We start from the raw sequence: 16984 nt of genomic DNA on the forward strand, positions 1-16984 counted from the left end.
GGCGGGAACGGGCCGGGCGGCGGCGGGAGCGGCCGCCGGATCAGCGGGATCGGTGAGCAGGTTCGCGGTCATGCCCTGAAGAGGCCGCGAACCCCCGAACAGATACATCCCGATCGGGTGAAAACCCGATCACCGCACCGTTCTCGCAGGTCAGCGCGTCAAGGCCGCCAGCGCCGTCCCCACCATCACCCGGATGCCGACCAGCAGCGCCCGCTCGTCCAGGTCGAACGTCGGCTGGTGCAGGTCCCGCGCCCGCGCCTGCCCGGAGCGCACCCCGAGCCGCACGAACGCGCCCGGCACGTGCTCCAGGTACCAGCCGAAGTCCTCGCCACCGGAGGACTGCGGGGTCCCCGTGACCGCGTGCTCGCCGAGCGCCTCCTGGATCGCCGCGGACATCAGCTCGGTGCTCGCGGCGTCGTTGACCACCGGCGGGACGCCGCGGCGGTGCTGCAGGTCGAAGCCCACGCCCAGCGGCGCCAGCAGCCCGGCCACCAGTTCCCGCGTCAGCGGTTCCAGCTCCGCCCAGGTGCCGCGGTCGCCGGTGCGCAGCGTTCCGGTGAGCACGCCGGTCTGCGGGATCGCGTTCGGCGCCTCTCCCGCGTGCACCGCACCCCAGGTCAGGACGGTGCCGGTGCGCGGGTCGACGCGGCGCGAGAGCAGCGTGGGCAGCCCGGTGATCACGGTGCCGAGCGCGTGCACCAGGTCCGCGGTCAGGTGTGGCCGCGAGGTGTGCCCGCCCGGCGAGTTCAGCCGCAGCTCCAGCAGGTCGCTGGCGGAGGTGATCGCACCGGACTTCACGCCGATCCGCCCCACGGGCAGCCGAGGATCGCAGTGCAGCCCGAAGATCTGCTCCACCCCGTCGAGCCCGCCCGCGGCCAGCACGTCCAGCGCGCCGCCGGGCATGACCTCCTCGGCGTGCTGGAAGATCAGCCGGATCCGCCCGGGCAGCTCCGGTCCGGTGGCGAGCGCCAGCGCCGTGCCCAGCAGGACCGTCGTGTGCGCGTCGTGCCCGCAGGCGTGCGCGACCCCGTCGGTGCCGGACGCGAACGGCAGCCCGGTCGCCTCCTTCAGCGGCAGCGCGTCGATGTCCGCCCGCAGCGCGACGGTGCGCCGCGGCTGGCCGCCGTCCGGCCCGATGTCGCACAGCAGGCCGGTGCCGCCGGGCAGCACGCGCGGGCTCAGCCCGGCTTCGGTGAGCCGCTCGAAGAGGAACGCGGTGGTGCCGTGCTCGGCGCGGGAGAGCTCCGGGTTGGCGTGGATGTGCCGTCGCCAGGCCACCACGTGCCCCGCGTTGGCGGTGAGCCAGGCATCCAGCCAGGCGGGGCCGCGTCCGGAGCCGAGATCTTCCACGCCGGACATGGTGTCGCCGTCGCCGCCGATCGGCTCGCCGGACGGTGGCGCGCCCAGTTCGGCCTGCGCCCACGCAGCCGGGTCCGCGGTGCTCGTCCCGCCGTCGTTCGGTGTCCTGCGCGGCTCGGGGCCGCGTGAATCCACTACCGTCACGCCACGCCTCCCGACGTGTGTTGCCGTCGCACCGGGCCGGGGGCGTCCCCCTGCCCGGCCGAGTTGTGCTTCCCGGTCCGCCCCGGGCGGTCTTCGGCCGAGGTCGCGAGCCGCGATCTCAGGCCGGGGTCGGTGGCCGCCGCGATCGCCGTCCACGCCATCGCCACCGCTCCGTCGAGCACCGCGCGGTCGGCGGAGGGCGAGGCGCAGGCGGCGGCGAACTCCACCTGGTGGGTCACCGCGTCGCCGCAGTCCAGCGCGATCATCGGGTGGATCGCGGGCAGCAGCTGCGAGACGTTGCCCATGTCGGTGCTGCCGATGACCTGGTCGGTCTGCTCGGCGCGCGGCACAGGTGCCCTGCCGAGCTCGGTGATCGCCGCGCGGTAGGCCTCGGAGAGCTCGTCGTCGCAGGACAGTTCGGCGTACACCGGCGAGATCTGCACGACCTCGGAGGTGCAGCCGGTCGCGGTCGCTCCCGCCTCGAAGCAGGCCCGGATGCGGTTCTCCAGGCGCTCCAAGGAAGCCGATTCGGCGGCGCGCAGGTTGTACATCGCCGCGGTGCGGGCGGGAACGACGTTCGGAGCGGCGCCGCCCGAGGTGACGATACCGTGCACCATCTGTCCCGGTTCGAGGTGCTGGCGCAGCAGCCCGATCGCGACCTGCGCGACGGTGAGCGCGTCGGCGGCGTTGACGCCGAGCTCGGGGGCGGCGGCCGCGTGCGCGGCGCGGCCGGTGTAGCGCACTTCCAGGTCGTTGATGGCCAGCGAGCGCGGCGCGCAGATCTCCTCCGGCCCGGGGTGGACCATCATCGCCATCGCGAGCCCGTCGAACACGCCGCGTTCGAGCATGAGCACCTTGCCGCCGCCGAGTTCTTCGGCGGGGGTGCCGATGACGCGGACGGTGATGCCGAGCTCGTCGGCGACCTCGGCGAGGGCGAGCGCGGCGCCCGCGGCCGCCGCGGCGATGATGTTGTGCCCGCAGGCGTGCCCGATCTCGGGCAGCGCGTCGTACTCGGCGCAGATGCCGACGACGAGGTCGCCGGTGCCGCGGTCGGCGGTGAAGGCGGTGTCGAGCCCGGCGACGGGCGCGGCCACCTCGAACCCGTGCGCGGCGAGCAGCTCGCGCACCTTCGCGGCGCTGCGGTGCTCGGCGAAGGCGGTCTCGGGTTCGGCGTGCAGCCCGCGGGCGAGCTCGACGAGTGCGCGCTCGTGGCGTCGGACGATCTCCCGGCAGGTGGCGCGGGTTTCGGAGCGGAGCGCGGTGTCGCGGGCTGCGGTGTCGTGGTTCATGTGCCGACCATCCTGCACGACCGGACCGCGGTGGAACCCGGAGTCGGAGCCCCGGACCGCCAGCCGGTCGGCGGATTGCGCTCAGCGGTGCCGTGTGATCAGCCGAGGAGTAGAAGTTTCACCTTCAACTTCCCCGGCGGAATTCGGCGAGTTCGCGGTCCGCGAGCCCGGCGGAAACGAGCGGAACCGCATCGGCGAGCGCTTCCGCACCGCAATTCCGCGGGCCGTACCCAGCGGGAACTCGGGGCGAGCGGATTGCGCGGCGGGCATTCGGCCCGCGGCCGCGGCGGACGTTCCGCGAAGGGGCGGTGAGTAGGGTGTGGGCCGGCACCGGTCGGGGGGCTTCCCGGCCCCCCCCCACGTCTGCGAGGGGCGCGAACCCCAAGTGTCGAACCGTCCCGCCGGGAGCGCGCGGCACGCCCGGAGCGGCGCGCACAACCCGTGCAGTTGTGAAAATCCCACAGGTTAGCCCGCCAGGTCTAGGCCATAGCGCGAAATCTTCGAAAAGAATGCCGAAAACCGACCGCGTTGCCTTTTTTCCCGGTCTGTTCGGCGAGGGAAATCCCTAGTTCTTCCACTTGAAGCTGAAGACCGGGCGCTTGCGCGCCTTGCGCGACAGCAGCACCGCGGCGATGAGCACGATGCCGGCGATACCGGTCACGAGCCGCTGCTTGTCCTCGGCCGCGGACTGCCGGTCGCCGTTGAGGTCCGGCCCGGGCGGCGCGGACGGTTCCGCCTGCGCGACCACCGCGGTGGGCGCCGGGGCGGCTTCGGCCGGCGCGGCACCACCGGCCGCGGGCGAGAACAGCAGAACCCCGCCGAGCGTCAGGACCGCGAGCAGTCGCCCCATGCGTGCCATCAGCACTCCACACCTTTCCACGCAGCGCTTCGCGGCGACGGGCCGCCGCACCAGGCCATTTGATCACAGTGCGGGCGGTGCTCGCCGCTGCGCGCGGCAGGTTGCCCGGATCGTCGCAACACGGTGTCAGGCGGTGATGTAGGACGACTTGCCGTCGGAGCTGGAACAGAGCGCCTGCACCCGGTCCTTCGGGGTGCTCGCGCAGCCGTAGTCCTCGAAGTTCGCGAACCTGCCGCTGCCCTCGACCTGGTCCTTGGGCAACGAGAAGTACTTGTTCATCACCCGGTCGGCTTCCCCGCAGCTGAGGACCTCGCCGGCGTCGCTGCGCCCGGCGAACAGCCGGTGGCCGCGCCCGGCCTTGTCGGTGAACGTCCCGCACTCGACGTCCCCGCCGTCGGGGGCGGTGCTCGACTCCTCGGCGCCGGAGGTCGGTTCCTCGTCCGGGGTGCTGGTGGCCCGCGGCGTGCTGCTCGCGGTCGTGGTGCTGCTGACCGAGGGCGCGGGCGGGGTCGCGCTGGTGGGCGCGCCCGCGGGCGGCGGCGAGATCGCCTTCGGCAGCGTGACCACGGCCGGCGGCTCCTGCGCGGCCGGGGGCGCGGGGTCGCCGCACCCGGCGAGGCAGAGCCCCGCGATCAACGCTCCGGCGACCGGTCGGACGCGCATGACTGCTCCCTCGTTGCCTGTGCTGCACCGCGATCCAATGGACGCGGTACCGACCTCCCGCGTTGGCCGGGAGTGGGGGAGAACACAGCGCGCACGCGCAACCTCCCCGGGCGGAACGGTACCCGCAGCGCACGCACGTCGATCAAGGCCGGTCGTGTTCGCGCTCGATGCGCTCGCCCATCTCGTCGACGACCAGGTTCTCCCGCCGGATGCTGTCCGCCCGGTACGCCGCGCGCCCCACCAGCTGCGCCAGCACCGGGGCGGTGAGCATCTGGAACAGCGCGACCAGCGCCAGCGCCAGCGAGTAGTGGAAGTCCAGCTGCAGCGCGGTCCCGATCAGCACCAGGATCAGCCCGAGGGTCTGCGGCTTCGTCGCCGCCTGCAGCCGGGCGGTGACGTCCGGGAAGGTCAGCAGCCCCACGGCGCCGAGCAGGCAGGACAGCGCGCCGAGCACCAGGCAGCACGCGGAGATCACATCGAGCACGCTCACCGGTACGGCTCCTTCTTCTCGACGAGCCGGGCCGCGCTGGTCGAACCGATGAACGCCAGCAGCGCGAACGTGGTCAGCAGCGCGATGTTGGAGCCGTCCCGCAGCCAGCCCATGCTCACGCAGGTGCCCGCCACGATCAGCGTGACGATGACGTCCAGCGCCACGATGCGGTCCAGCGTCGACGAGCCCATGATCATCCGGATCAGCGCCAGCAGCGCCGCCAGGCACAGCAGCGCGAAGGTCACGACGAACACGACGTCCATCAGGCGTCCTCCTTCCCCGCGGTCCCGGCGGAGTCCTCGATGCGGCCGACGAGCTCCAGCTCCGCTGCGGAACCGACGGCCCGGACGATGCGGCGCTCCAGCGCCAGCACCTCGCGCCGCACCAGCTCCTCGCCGCCGGCGCGCATGCCGAGCGCGTACACGTAGCAGATGCGGTGCGCTCGGTCGATCTGCATGACGAACTTGCCGGGCGCCAGCGAGACCGCGTTGGCGACCATCGCGGTGAGGTGGTCGGAGTCGGTCAGTAGCGTCACCCGCACGATGCCCGCCCTGGTCCGCGGCCCGTACCGGACCGCCTGCCAGGACACCCGCACCGTGGACACCACCAGGTCGACCGCGAGGTAGCAGACCAGCCGCAGCAGGGACAGCGGCCGCACCACCATGTGCGTGGTGACCGGCGGCAGCGGGAACACGAGCGTCACCAGCAGCGCCACCAGCAGGCCGAACACCAGGGTGCCCAGGTCGAGGGTGCCCCACAGCAGGATCCACACCGCGGTCAGCCACAGCACCAGCGGCAGCCTGCGCAGCGCCCGTCGGGCCGGCGTGGTCATCGCGCACCTCCCAGCACCGCTTCGCGGTAGGTCGTGCCCTGCATCAGGTCGTCCGCGGCGCGCTCGCTGACCCCGGCCAGCGGCCCGGCGACCAGGGCGATGACCACGCTGGCGGTGACCAGGACGCCGGTGGCCGCGACCATCGGCCGGGTCGAGTTCCCGGTGCCGACGACGAGCTCGTCGTCCGGGTCCGGGTCGGCTTCGGGCGCGCGGACCTGGCCCCAGAACGCCCTGGTCCACACCCGCGCCATCGCGTAGAGGGTGAGCAGGCTGGTGAGGATCGTCCCGGCGGTGACCGCGTAGGCCGACCAGGTCCCGGCGCCGATGCCCGCCTGCAGCAGCGCCAGCTTCGCGACGAACCCGGAGAACGGCGGCACCCCGGCGAGGCTCAGCGCGGGCAGCGCGAACAGCACCGCGATCATCGGCGCCGCCTTCGCCAGCCCGCCCATCCGGCTCAGCGCCACCGTGCCGGTGTGCCGGGTTATCAACCCGCTGACCAGGAACAACGTCGCCTGCACGGTGATGTGGTGCACCACGTAGAGGATCACGCCGGTGAGCCCGATGACGTCGTAGACGCCGAGCCCGAACAGCATGTAGCCGATGTGGCTGACCAGCAGGAACGACAGCATCCGGTTGAGGTCGTTCTGCGCGAGCGCGCCCAGCGCCCCGACCAGCATGGTGACCAGCGCGATCACCAGCATCAGCGTCCAGCTGCGGTCGTGGCTGAACACCAGCGTCTGGGTGCGGATCAGCGCGTAGATGCCGACCTTGGTGAGCAGCCCGGCGAACACGGCGGTGACCGGGGCGGGCGCGGTCGGGTAGCTGTCCGGCAGCCAGAAGTGCAGCGGCACCATGGCCGCCTTCACCCCGAACACGATCACCATCATCAGCCCGAGCGCCACCTGCAGCCCCTCGGGCAGCAGCGCGACCTTCCCGCCGAGGTCGGCGAGGTTCACGGTGGCCGTGGCCGCGTACACCAGCGCGATCATGGTGATGAACAGCAGCGACGAGGTGAGGCTGACGATCACGTAGGTCATGCCCGCGCGCACCCGGCTGGCGGTGGTGCGCCGCGTGATCAGCACGTACGAGGAGGACAGCATGATCTCGAACGCGACGAACAGGTTGAACAGGTCGCCCGCGAGGTAGGCCAGCGACACCCCGGCGCACAGCACCAGGTACATCGGGTGGAACGTGGTGCTGGCGCGCTCCCGGCCGTAGTCGGTGAGCCGCTGCCCGATCGAGTAGATCAGCACCGCGAAGGTCACCACCGCCGAGACGACCAGCAGCAGCGCCGAGAGCCGGTCGGCGATCAGCGTGATGCCCGCGGGCGCCGCCCAGCCGCCGATCTGGAGCACGACGGGCCCGGTGCGGTCGGTCAGGTACAGCAGGAATCCCGCGTCGGCGATGATCGCGGCGAGCACGACCAGCCCGATGATGCGCTGGAAGTCGGCGAACCGGCCCAGTGCGAGGGACATCCCGGCCGCCGCCAGCGGCAGCAGGACGGGCAGGGCCACGAGGACCGTCACTGGGTGGCCTCCCGTTCGAGTTCGTCTTCGTTCGCCTTGTCGTCCTCGGATTCGGCGAGCCTGCGTTCCAGCCGCCGGATCCGGCGGTCCTCGACGTCGTCGCGGACCTCGTCGTGGCCGAGCAGCACCCACGAGCGGTAGGCGAGCGCGAGCAGGAACGTGGTGAGCGCGAAGGTGATCACGATCGCGGTCAGCGCCATCGCCTGCGGCAGCGGATCGGTCATCTGCTCCGGTGCGGCGTCGCCGAGGATCGGGGCCCGCCCGGGGGGTCCGCCCGCCAGCTGCAGCAGCAGGTTGGCGCCGTGCCCGACGATCACCGTGCCGATCAGGATGCGCATCAGCGAGCGCTGCATGAGCAGGTAGAACCCCGCGGAGTACAGCGCGGCCAGCACCACGGCCATGGTGAGGTTCACGGTGAGGTTCGCGGTCATGCCTGTCCCCTCTCCGCCGCGGCCGCGTCGGCCTCCACTCCGGAGCCGAGCGTGCGCAGCAGGTCCAGCACCACGCCGATGATCAGCAGGTAGACGCCGATGTCGAGCAGGATGCTGGAGACGAACTTGATCTGGCCCAGCAGCGGGACGGAGATCTTGAAGATGGCGCTCTCCAGCAGTTCCTGCCCGAACACCAGCGGCAGGAACCCGGTGAGGGTGGCGATGGTGAGCCCGAGCCCGATCAGCACGGGCGGCCGCAGCGAGATGATCGCGCTGTCGTCCATCCGGCCGCCCGCGAGGTAGCGCAGCGCGAACGCCTGCCCGGCCACGAGACCACCGCTGAACCCGCCACCCGCCCGGTCGTGCCCGGCGAACAGCAGGTAGATCGACAGCACCAGCACGGTCGGGAACACGATGCGGGCGGCGAGTTCGAGCAGCACGGCCCGTTCCCGGCCGTCGCGGGGGAAGCCGGACAGCAGCCAGCGCTCCCGTGGGGCGTCCCACCCGGTCCACGGCACGCCGGGGCGTTCCCCGTTGCGGGGGGCGGTGATCCTGGGGTCGGTCATGACTGCTCCTCCTCCTGGCGCCGCCCGTTCCCGTTCCCGCTGAGCACGACTCCGGGGCGTTCCGCGGGGGCCGTCGCCTGCGCGCCGCGCGAGCTGCGGCGCCTGCGGTCGAACCGGGAGGCCAGCACGAGGCTGGCGACACCGGTCGCGGCGACGGCGAGCACGGAGATCTCGCCGACGGTGTCGAACGCGCGGAAGTCGACGAGGATCGCGTTGACGATGTTGGTGGCCCCGGCGCCTTCCTCGGACTGCGCGATGAAGTCGGCGCTGACCGCCGGCGGTTGCTGCCGCGCCGCGCTGAACAGCACCGCGCCGAGCGCGATGACCACGCCGCCCGCCACCGACAGCGCCAGCTTCGGCCAGCGCAGCGACCGCGCCGCGTCGCCCTTGGTGAACCGCGCGGGCAGCCGCCGCAGCACGAACACGAACGCGACCATGGTCAGCGTCTCGACCAGGAACTGGGCGAGCGCCACGTCCGGCCCGCCGTCCACGATGAACAGGCCGCCGATGCCGTAGCCGATCACGCCGACGAGCAGCACCGCGGTGAGCCGCCGCTTCGCCCGCACCACCGCGATCGCCGCGATGATCACCAGGATTGCCAGCGGGATCTGCAGCAGGTTCTGGTGCAGCGCCATGTCCGCGGGCACGTGCGCGTGGTAGACCAGCACCGATCCGGGGACGGCGACCACCGTGAGCAGGATGATCGCCAGGTAGGTCGGCAGCGAACCGACCTGGGTGCGGCCGGTGACGCCGACGGCGGTGCGCTCCAGCAGGGCCATGATCCGCTCGTAGCCGCGCTGCGCGTCGAGCGGCTTCGGCAGCCTGCGGCGCAGCGCGGTGAGCGGGACGCGCATCGCGTGCACCCACAACCCGGCGGCGACCGCGACCACCGAGAACAGCAGCGGCAGTTCGAAGCCGTGCCACAGCTCCAGGTGCAGCGGGTCGACCCCGGCGCCGTACACGGCGGCGTAGGAACCGGCGAGCTCGTCGGTCAGCGGATACCCGATGCCGAGCACGACCCCGGCGAACGCGGGGATCGCGGCGGGCACCAGCAGCACCGCCCCGGGCTGCTTGCCCCCGGTGGGGGCCACGCCCGGTTTGCGGGCGAACGCGCCCCACAGCATCCGCGCGCTGTAGGCCACGGTGAACACCGAGCCGAGCAGCAGCACGAAGTCGATGAGCAACCCGGTGCCGCCGCCCTCCTCCAGGAACGCGCCGAACGCGGCCTCCTTGCCGAGGAAGCCCAGCATCGGCGGCAGGCCCGCCATCGACGCCACCGCCAGCGCGGCGATCGTGGCCAGCGCGGGCATCCGCCGCCCGAGCCCGGACAGCTCCCGCACGTCCCGGGTGCCGGTCTGGTGGTCGACGATGCCGACGACGAGGAACAGGGTCGCTTTGAACATGCCGTGCGCCAGCAGCATCGCCGCCCCGGCCAGCGCGGCCGCGTAGGTGCCCTGCCCGACGAGCACCATCAGGAACCCGAGCTGGCTGACGGTGCCGTAGGCGAGCAGCTTCTTCAGGTCCGTCTCGTGCAGCGCCCGCCAGCCGCCGAAGACCATCGTGATCAGGCCGAACACCACGGTCGGCAGCCACCACTCGGGCACCCCGACGAACACCGGGCCGAGGCGGGCGACCAGGAACACCCCGGCCTTCACCATGGAGGCCGCGTGCAGGTACGCGCTGATCGGGGTGGGCGCGACCATCGCGGTCGGCAGCCAGTTGTGGAAGGGCACCTGGGCCGACTTGGTGAGCGCGCCGACGAGGATCAGCGAGGCCGCGACGGCCAGCGGGGTGCCGCCGGGCGGCTCCGCGACGATCTCCGAGATGCGGTAGGTGCCCGCGGCCTCGCCGAGCACCACGAAGCCGAGCAGCATCACCAGCCCGCCCATCGTGGTGATCATCAGCGCCTGCAGCGCCGACCGCCGCGACTCCCGGCTGATGCCCGCCTGACCGACCAGCAGGAAGGAGCAGACCGTCGTCAGCTCCCAGAACACGTAGACGGTGAGCAGGTCGTCGGCCAGGATCAGCCCGAACATGGTGCCCGCGAACGTCAGCAGCAGCGGTGCGGAACGCCGGGCGTCACCGCTTCCCGCGTGGAAGTACCCGATCGAATAGACCAGCACCAGCACCCCGATGCCGGACACCAGCAGCGTCATCAGCACCGCGAGCGCGTCCAACCGGAAGGTGAACTCCAGGCCCAGCAGCGGCGACCACGGGACCTCCTCCACGATGGCGTCCCCGCTGAGCACCGCCCCGGAGCGCGCGAGCACCCAGGTCAGCGCGGCCGCCGGTGGCAGGGCGGCGATCGCGAAGGCCATCCCGGTGTTGCGCCGGGCTACGATCGGCAACGCCAGAGCCACCAGCAGGTGGACGAGGACGAACGCGGACAAGGGCACCTCCTCGGCGAGCCGGTGATCAGACCGTGGACCAGGCGACCCCGTGGAATTGTTCGTCACTCACGCTGCGCCCACCATCGCGCGGCCCCACCGGGGGTCCGATGGGGCCTTCGGGCACTCCCACCGACCCGCCGGGTGGCGGGCGACGAGCGGTGCGTGACGGGGTCGCCGAACGGTTTGCTCCCGCTGGCGGTGGTCCCGGCCGCGCCCAACTTATCCGAATCGCCCCGACTGGTCATAATCCCGAGCCGCGCCGCCGGGGCCGCGAACGGCGCCGGTCGGCCGGGTTTTCCCGTTGGCGCGAAATAATCTTGGGCACCTGGTGCGGTTACCGGCCGGAACCGGCCACGTGGGAAACTTCACTACCGGTAACACCGCCGTCCCGCCCAGCGGACTCCGCTGAACACGCTGAGTGATATCCGCTGTTGGGCAGGTGAACGGGCGGGTTTGGACCGGACCCGACGACGCGGGATGGAGAATGAGCGGGTGCCCACGACTGAGGAAGAGGCCGCCGCAGGCGCCGACCGGCTGATCGCCGACCGCTACCGGCTGGAGCAGCGCATCGGTGGCGGCGCGATGGGCATCGTGTGGGCGGGCACCGACGAGCTGCTGCGCAGGCCCGTGGCGGTCAAGGAGGTGCTGCTGCCCCGGGGGATGCCCGAGGGCGAGGCCGCCGAGCTCCGGGAACGCGCGCTGCGCGAAGCGCGGGCGATCGCGCTGGTCACCCATCCCAACGTGGTGACGCTCTACGACGTGGCCCGGCACGAGGGCGAACCGTTCGTCGTCATGGAACTGGTGCCCTCGCAGAGCCTCGCGGCGGTGCTCGCCGAGCACGGCGCGCTCGGCGACCCGCAGCTGGCGCTGGTCGCCGACAGCGTGGCCGCCGCGCTCGACGCCGCGCACCGGGCGGGCATCGTGCACCGCGACGTGAAGCCGGGCAACGTGCTGATCGGCGACGACGGGCGGATCAAGCTCAGCGACTTCGGCATCTCCCGCAACGTCTCCGAGCACACCATCACCTCCACCGGGATCATGCTCGGCACCCCGGCGTTCATCGCCCCCGAGATCGCCTCCGGCGAGGCCGTCACCGACGCCGCCGACCTGTGGGGGCTGGGCGCAACGCTGTTCGCCGCCTCCGAGGGCACCGCGCCCTACGGCGCGAACGACGACCCGCTGGCCACCATCACCTCGGTGGTGCGCGGGCCGGTCCCCGCCCCGCACCGGCCCGGGCCGATCGGCGAGATCATCGCCGGGCTCATGGTCAAGGACCCGGCGCAGCGGATGACGGCGCAGGAGGTGCGCCGCCACGTGCAGGACCTGCTGCCGCCCTCCGGCACCCGGCCGTTCGAGATGCTGCTGGACCCGGAGGCGCCGACGGTGCGGGTGCGCAAGGTCCCCAGCACCTCGCCGAACACCGCCCCCGGCACCGCCACCGACGAGGAACCGGCGCCGCTGGCCGCCGACCCCGGCCCGCTGCCGTTCATGCTCAGCGAACCGCCGCCCGCGCCGCGCAGGCGGTTCCGCTGGGGCGCGGTGGTGCTGGGTCTGGCGGCCGTGGTGCTGTTCGCCGCCTCCACCGCGGGCGGGTTCGCCGCGACCCGCGCGCTCGCCGGGCACGACGTGCTGCCCGAGATCACCGCTCCCGCTCCGTCCCAGCCGGCCACGCCGCGGCTGGCCCGCTACGTCGACGAGGCCAAGCGCAGCCAGCAGGGCGGCGGCGGTTTCGAGGTCGTCGCCCCCGAGGGCTGGGACGTGTTCCGCGGCAGCCGCAACCAGCCCACCGAGAGCATGGTGGTGTACCTGATCTCCCCGGACGGCCGCGCCGAGGTCGCCGTGGAGCGGTTCGAGGGCTACTACGGCGACCGCTCCACCGCGCAGGACTACGTGGACGTGCTCCAGGAGCGCTCCGCGGGCGAGCACGGGACCTTCCGGCTGGAGGAGGACCGGCCCACCGGCGCCACCGACGAGGTCAGCGGCGAGACCGACCGCTTCCTGCGCTACACCGCCAGCCAGGGCGGCGTGATCGGACCGGCCGTCGCCGACTCCGAGCGCAGCACCACCTCGCAGCTGATGCCTCGCGGCAGCGACCTGTGGGTGCTGCGGGTGACCACGCCGCTCGACCAGCCCGGCGCCCACCAGCGGCTGTTCGACGAAGCGCTGGGGGGCTTCCAGATCACGTCCTGAGTCCGGGACCCGTTCGACCGAGCGGTGCGGCCGGACGGGCGAACCGCCCGGGTGATCGCCGCCGCCGGTCGACGGCGGAGACGGGTCGCGGAGATGACTACGCTGAGCGGTCGTGACTCCTTCTGCTGCTTCCGACCCGTTCGCCACCGCCAGCGCCGCCGCGGCCGCCCTCGCCGAGAGCACCGGTGCCGCCCACCACGACCTCGCCGTCGTGCTCGGTTCCGGGTGGCGGCCCGCCGCCGAGGAGATCGGCTCCCCCGTCGCCGAGGTGACCATGTCCGACCTGCCCGGCTTCGAACCGCCGAGCGCCAGCGGGCACAGCGGCCGGATCTGGTCCGTGCCGGTCGCGGGCAAGCAGGTGCTGGTCTTCCTCGGTCGCACCCACCTGTACGAGGGCAAGAGCATGAACTCGGTGGTGCACGGGGTGCGCACCGCGGTCGCCGCGGGCTGCCGGACCGTGGTGCTCACCAACGCCGCGGGCGGATTGCGCGAAGGCATGTCGGTCGGGCAGCCGGTGCTGATCAGCGACCACGTGAACCTCACCGCGCGCTCCCCGCTGGTCGGGCCGCACTTCGTGGACCTCACCGACCTGTACTCGCCGCGGCTGCGCGGTCTCGCCCAGGAGATCGACGAGTCGCTGGAGGAGGGCGTGTACGCGGGGCTGCCCGGACCGCACTTCGAGACTCCGGCCGAGATCCGGATGCTGCGCGGCTCCGGCGTCGACCTGGTCGGCATGTCCACGGTCGCCGAGGCGATCGCCGCGCGCGCCGCGGGCGCCGAGGTGTTCGGGCTGTCGCTGGTGACGAACCTGGCCGCCGGGCTGTCCGGGCAGCCGCTGAACCACCAGGAGGTGCTGGAGGCGGGCAAGGCTTCGGCGGGCCGGATGGGCAAGCTCCTGCGCTCCCTCGTCGAGTCCGCTTGATCCCGCTCTGGCCGGTGGTCCTGTTGCGTTCGGGCCGGGTGGCGGAACCTCAGCGGCCCCCTCGCTGCGGGATCGTTCTCACCGGTGGCTCCGAAACGCTGTGCTCGCGAGGAAACCGCTGAGAACCCGCGGGTGGTTCCGCTGCTTCGGTGGTCGGCGGCTCAGCGGCTTCGCCGGTGGCAGGACGAGGGTCCGCTCCCGGGCGGTCGCGGTTCGGCTTGTTCGGGATGTGCTGTTTCGAGATCATCTGCGTGCCGTGGCACGCGCCGAGCCGGTTGCGGCCGGTCCACCAGCGAAGGAGTGACGTCGTGGTCAGCACTCAGCACCTCGATCCGGGGTGCGTGGAAGCCGCGCGGGCCTGGATCGGCGCGGACGTCGACGAGGCGGCGCGCGCCGAGCTGACCGCCGTGCTCGACGCCGCCACCGGCGGGGATCCGGACGCGGCCGCGGACCTGGCGCAGCGCATGTCGGGGATGCCGACCTTCGGCACCGCCGGGCTGCGCGGCGCGGTCCGGGCCGGGGCGAACGGCATGAACCGGGCCGTGGTCGTGCGCACCACCTGGGGCGTGGCCCGGTGGCTGGCCGAGCGGGGGCTGGGCGGCGGGATCGTCGTCGTCGGCCGCGACGCGCGGCACGGATCCGCGGAGTTCGCGGCGGACACCGCCGACGTGTTCGCGGCCGCCGGATTCGACGTGCGGGTGCTGCCCGGAGCACTGCCCACGCCGGTGCTGGCGCACGCGTCCCGCGCGCTCGGCGCGGTCGCGGGGGTGCAGATCACCGCCTCGCACAACCCGCCGCAGGACAACGGGTACAAGCTGTACCTCTCCGGCGGCACCCAGCTGGTCGGCCCGGCCGACGCCGAGATCGAGCGGTGCGTCGCCGCGAGCCCGCCCGCCGCCGAGGTGCCGCGGCGGCGCGAGCACGCGGTGCACGAGCGGGCGCTGGCCGACTACCTGGCGCCGGTGGCGGCGCTGCCCCGCGGCACGGCGCGCGCGCTGCGGGTGGCGGCGACCGCGCTGCACGGCGTCGGCGCCGGACCGCTGCAAGAAGCCCTGGAGCTCGCCGGGTTCACCGACGTGCACTGGGTGCCCGAGCAGGCCGGGCCGGACCCGGACTTCCCCACCGTCGGCTTCCCGAACCCGGAGGAGCCGGGCGCGACCGACCTGCTGCTGGCGCTGGCCGCGGACGTCTCCGCGGACCTCGCGATCGCGCTCGACCCGGACGCGGACCGCTGCGCGCTGGGCGTCCGGGACGGCGACGGCTGGCGGATGCTGCGCGGCGACGAGACCGGCGTGCTGCTCGGCGAGCACGTGCTCTCCGGGCTCGACCGGGCCGCGCACCCGGACCCGCTGGTGGCGACGACGATCGTGTCGGCGACCATGCTGCGCTCCCTCGCCCGCAAGCACGGCGTGCGCTACGACGAGACGCTCACCGGGTTCAAGTGGCTGGTGCGCTCCGGCGACGGCAGCGGCACCGGGCTCGTCTACGCCTACGAGGAGGCGCTCGGGCACTGCGTGGACCCGGACCGGGTGCGGGACAAGGACGGCATCTCCGCCGCGGTGCTGGCCTGCGACCTGGCCGCGACGCTGCGGGAGCGGGGGCGCGACCTGCCCGGCCTGCTCGACGAGCTCGCCGCCGAGCACGGCGTGCACCGCACCGGGCAGGTCTCGGTGCGGGTCACCGACCTCGACGAGATCGCCGCGACGATGCGCCGCCTCCGCGCCGATCCCCCCGCCGAACTGCTCGGCACCCCGGTGCGGGTGCGGGACCTGCTGCCGGACACCGACGCGCTGGTGATCACCGGGGAGGGCGGGCTGCGGCTGGTGGTGCGCCCGTCCGGCACCGAGCCGAAGCTCAAGTGCTACTTCCAGGTGGTGGAGGCGGCGAACGGCGATCTCGCGGCGGCGCAGCGGCGGGCCGGCGACCGCCTCGACCGGCTGGACGCCGCCGTCACCGAACTGGTCCGCGAGGACTCCTGACCGAACGGAGGGGCCGATGCCCAGGCTGCTGATCGTGCACCACACGCCCTCGCCCGGGATGCAGGCGATGTTCGAGCAGGTCGTGGCCGGTGCGACCACGGAGGAGATCGAGGACGTCGAGGTCGTGCGCACCGCCGCCCTGGCCGCGACCGCCTCCGACGTGCTCACCGCGGACGGGTACCTGCTCGGCACCCCGGCGAACCTGGGCTACATCAGCGGCGCGCTGAAGCACTTCTTCGACACCGTCTACTACCCCTGCCTGGACTCGACCGCGGGTCGCCCGTTCGGCTGCTGGGTGCACGGGAACGAGGGCACCGAGGGCGCGCTGCGGGCCATCGCGTCGATCACCTCGGGCCTGTCGTGGCGGCAGGCCGCCGAACCGGTGGTGCTGTCCGGCACGCCCGACCAGGCGGACCTGTCCGCGTGCTGGGAACTGGGCGCCGCGGTCGCGGCGGGCCTGATGCCCTGATCTCCGCGGGACCGCGCATTCCGCGGCGGGGAGCGGTTCGGCGCGTCCGCGGGCGGGCCGGGCCGGGCGGCCGGGAGCGGGTCCGCGATCTTGCGCGGGCCGGCCAGCTCCGCTGCCCGATCTGCGCCCGAGCGTGCCCGTACGCGCAGATTTTCCTTTGGCAGGGCCGGAAACCCCCCTGTTGATCTTGATCGATCATCACCCGGTATGGTGATCTACGTCGCCGGGACGCGCACCCGTGCGGCGAACGGGGCGCCCTGGGCGATGACCCGCCTTCCCTCAACTGTCGAGTCGAGTTCGGGGCGTCCCTCCCGCACCTCGCCGGGGAACCGGCCGACCAGCGCGCCACCTCCGCGGCCAAGCCTGCCCGGACCTCGGCCGACCACTCACCGGACCGACGTTCGACCAGGTCACCGGCCACGCGTTACCCTTTCACGGTGAGTGAGGAAACGATCGAACTCGAACTCGACGACTCCGGTGTCTCCGTTGATCTGCCCCAGCCCGAACATCCCGGGGACCAGGTGCACGGGGTGCCCTACCGGCCGGTCGAGTTCCGCGACGACGATCTGCCGACCGCATTGGAACGGTCCGCCCGCTGGCTGCGCGAAGCGCAGTCCTGGTTGGGCGAGCCCGTGGACGTCATCGCAGTCCACCTGGACTACGACGACCGCAAAGGTGCGCCGTACTACGAACTGAAGTTGCTCTGCAACGAAGAGGACCTGGCCGGCGCGCCACTCGCCCTCCGCAAGCACGAAACGGATCAGGTCGAAGACTGACCGCTGACGGAACCCACCGTGGGGGGGGGGGCGCCCCCCCCGCCCCCCCCCCCGCGGCCGAGCCCCGGCGGGGGGCGGGCCCCGGACCCGGGCCCCCCG

At 73.0% G+C, this 16984-nt stretch carries 16 protein-coding genes; 5 read left to right on the top strand and 11 right to left on the bottom strand.

Going from position 1 to position 16984, the window contains the following annotated elements; genetic code table 11:
* Positions 1–150: 150 nt before the first annotated feature.
* The 11 genes from LCD33_RS21870 to mbhE all read right to left on the bottom strand — a co-directional run bounded on the left by LCD33_RS21870 (position 151) and on the right by mbhE (position 10549).
* Complete coding sequence (locus LCD33_RS21870) at positions 151–1503, bottom strand: M20 family metallopeptidase (protein ID WP_374108029.1); 1353 nt, start codon at positions 1501–1503, stop codon at positions 151–153.
* Positions 1500–2792: an amidohydrolase gene (locus tag LCD33_RS21875; protein ID WP_224955899.1), complete on the bottom strand. Its 1293-nt coding sequence runs from the start codon at positions 2790–2792 to the stop codon at positions 1500–1502. The genes LCD33_RS21870 and LCD33_RS21875 overlap by 4 nt, the downstream gene beginning before the upstream one ends.
* Positions 2793–3357: 565 nt before the next feature.
* Positions 3358–3651: a hypothetical protein gene (locus LCD33_RS21880; protein ID WP_224955900.1), complete on the bottom strand. Its 294-nt coding sequence runs from the start codon at positions 3649–3651 to the stop codon at positions 3358–3360.
* Between the two features lie 126 nt (positions 3652–3777).
* Positions 3778–4314: a hypothetical protein gene (locus LCD33_RS21885; protein ID WP_224955901.1), complete on the bottom strand. Its 537-nt coding sequence runs from the start codon at positions 4312–4314 to the stop codon at positions 3778–3780.
* Positions 4315–4456: 142 nt separating this feature from the next.
* The gene (gene mnhG, locus LCD33_RS21890) at positions 4457–4804 is read right to left on the bottom strand and encodes a monovalent cation/H(+) antiporter subunit G (RefSeq protein ID WP_224955902.1); all 348 of its coding nucleotides are present in this window, start codon (positions 4802–4804) and stop codon (positions 4457–4459) included.
* Positions 4801–5067: a monovalent cation/H+ antiporter complex subunit F gene (locus tag LCD33_RS21895; RefSeq protein ID WP_224955903.1), complete on the bottom strand. Its 267-nt coding sequence runs from the start codon at positions 5065–5067 to the stop codon at positions 4801–4803. The genes mnhG and LCD33_RS21895 overlap by 4 nt, the downstream gene beginning before the upstream one ends.
* Positions 5067–5636 carry a Na+/H+ antiporter subunit E gene (locus LCD33_RS21900; protein WP_224955904.1) on the bottom strand — a complete coding sequence of 190 codons (570 nt, stop codon included), beginning with the start codon at positions 5634–5636 and terminating at the stop codon, positions 5067–5069. Before LCD33_RS21900 ends, LCD33_RS21895 begins: the two co-directional genes overlap by 1 nt.
* The gene (locus tag LCD33_RS21905; RefSeq protein ID WP_224955905.1) at positions 5633–7162 is read right to left on the bottom strand and encodes a Na+/H+ antiporter subunit D; all 1530 of its coding nucleotides are present in this window, start codon (positions 7160–7162) and stop codon (positions 5633–5635) included. Before LCD33_RS21905 ends, LCD33_RS21900 begins: the two co-directional genes overlap by 4 nt.
* A complete protein-coding gene (locus LCD33_RS21910) occupies positions 7159–7593 on the bottom strand; it encodes a Na(+)/H(+) antiporter subunit C (RefSeq protein WP_224955906.1) in 435 nt (144 codons plus the stop codon). The genes LCD33_RS21905 and LCD33_RS21910 overlap by 4 nt, the downstream gene beginning before the upstream one ends.
* A complete protein-coding gene (locus LCD33_RS21915) occupies positions 7590–8159 on the bottom strand; it encodes an MnhB domain-containing protein (protein ID WP_224955907.1) in 570 nt (189 codons plus the stop codon). The genes LCD33_RS21910 and LCD33_RS21915 overlap by 4 nt, the downstream gene beginning before the upstream one ends.
* On the bottom strand, positions 8156–10549 hold the full coding sequence (mbhE, locus tag LCD33_RS21920) for a hydrogen gas-evolving membrane-bound hydrogenase subunit E (RefSeq protein WP_224955908.1): 2394 nt from the start codon (positions 10547–10549) through the stop codon (positions 8156–8158). The genes LCD33_RS21915 and mbhE overlap by 4 nt, the downstream gene beginning before the upstream one ends.
* A 492-nt stretch (positions 10550–11041) precedes the next feature.
* Here mbhE and LCD33_RS21925 point away from each other — a divergent pair, with 492 nt between their 5' ends.
* The 5 genes from LCD33_RS21925 to LCD33_RS21945 all read left to right on the top strand — a co-directional run bounded on the left by LCD33_RS21925 (position 11042) and on the right by LCD33_RS21945 (position 16885).
* The gene (locus LCD33_RS21925) at positions 11042–12739 is read left to right on the top strand and encodes a serine/threonine-protein kinase (protein WP_224955909.1); all 1698 of its coding nucleotides are present in this window, start codon (positions 11042–11044) and stop codon (positions 12737–12739) included.
* A gap of 112 nt (positions 12740–12851) precedes the next feature.
* Entirely contained in the window at positions 12852–13661 is an 810-nt protein-coding gene (locus tag LCD33_RS21930; RefSeq protein ID WP_224968409.1) for a purine-nucleoside phosphorylase, read from the top strand.
* 308 nt (positions 13662–13969) lie between these two features.
* Complete coding sequence (locus LCD33_RS21935) at positions 13970–15640, top strand: phospho-sugar mutase (protein WP_224968407.1); 1671 nt, start codon at positions 13970–13972, stop codon at positions 15638–15640.
* A gap of 16 nt (positions 15641–15656) precedes the next feature.
* Positions 15657–16109, top strand: coding sequence for a flavodoxin family protein (locus LCD33_RS21940; RefSeq protein WP_224955912.1), 453 nt, complete (start codon positions 15657–15659; stop codon positions 16107–16109).
* 437 nt (positions 16110–16546) lie between these two features.
* Positions 16547–16885, top strand: a complete 339-nt coding sequence (locus LCD33_RS21945; protein WP_224955913.1) for a hypothetical protein — start codon at positions 16547–16549, stop codon at positions 16883–16885.
* The last annotated feature ends 99 nt before the right edge of the window (positions 16886–16984 follow it).

The sequence above is a fragment of the Saccharopolyspora sp. 7B genome (genome assembly GCF_020177435.1).
GTDB lineage: Bacteria > Actinomycetota > Actinomycetes > Mycobacteriales > Pseudonocardiaceae > Saccharopolyspora_C > Saccharopolyspora_C gregorii.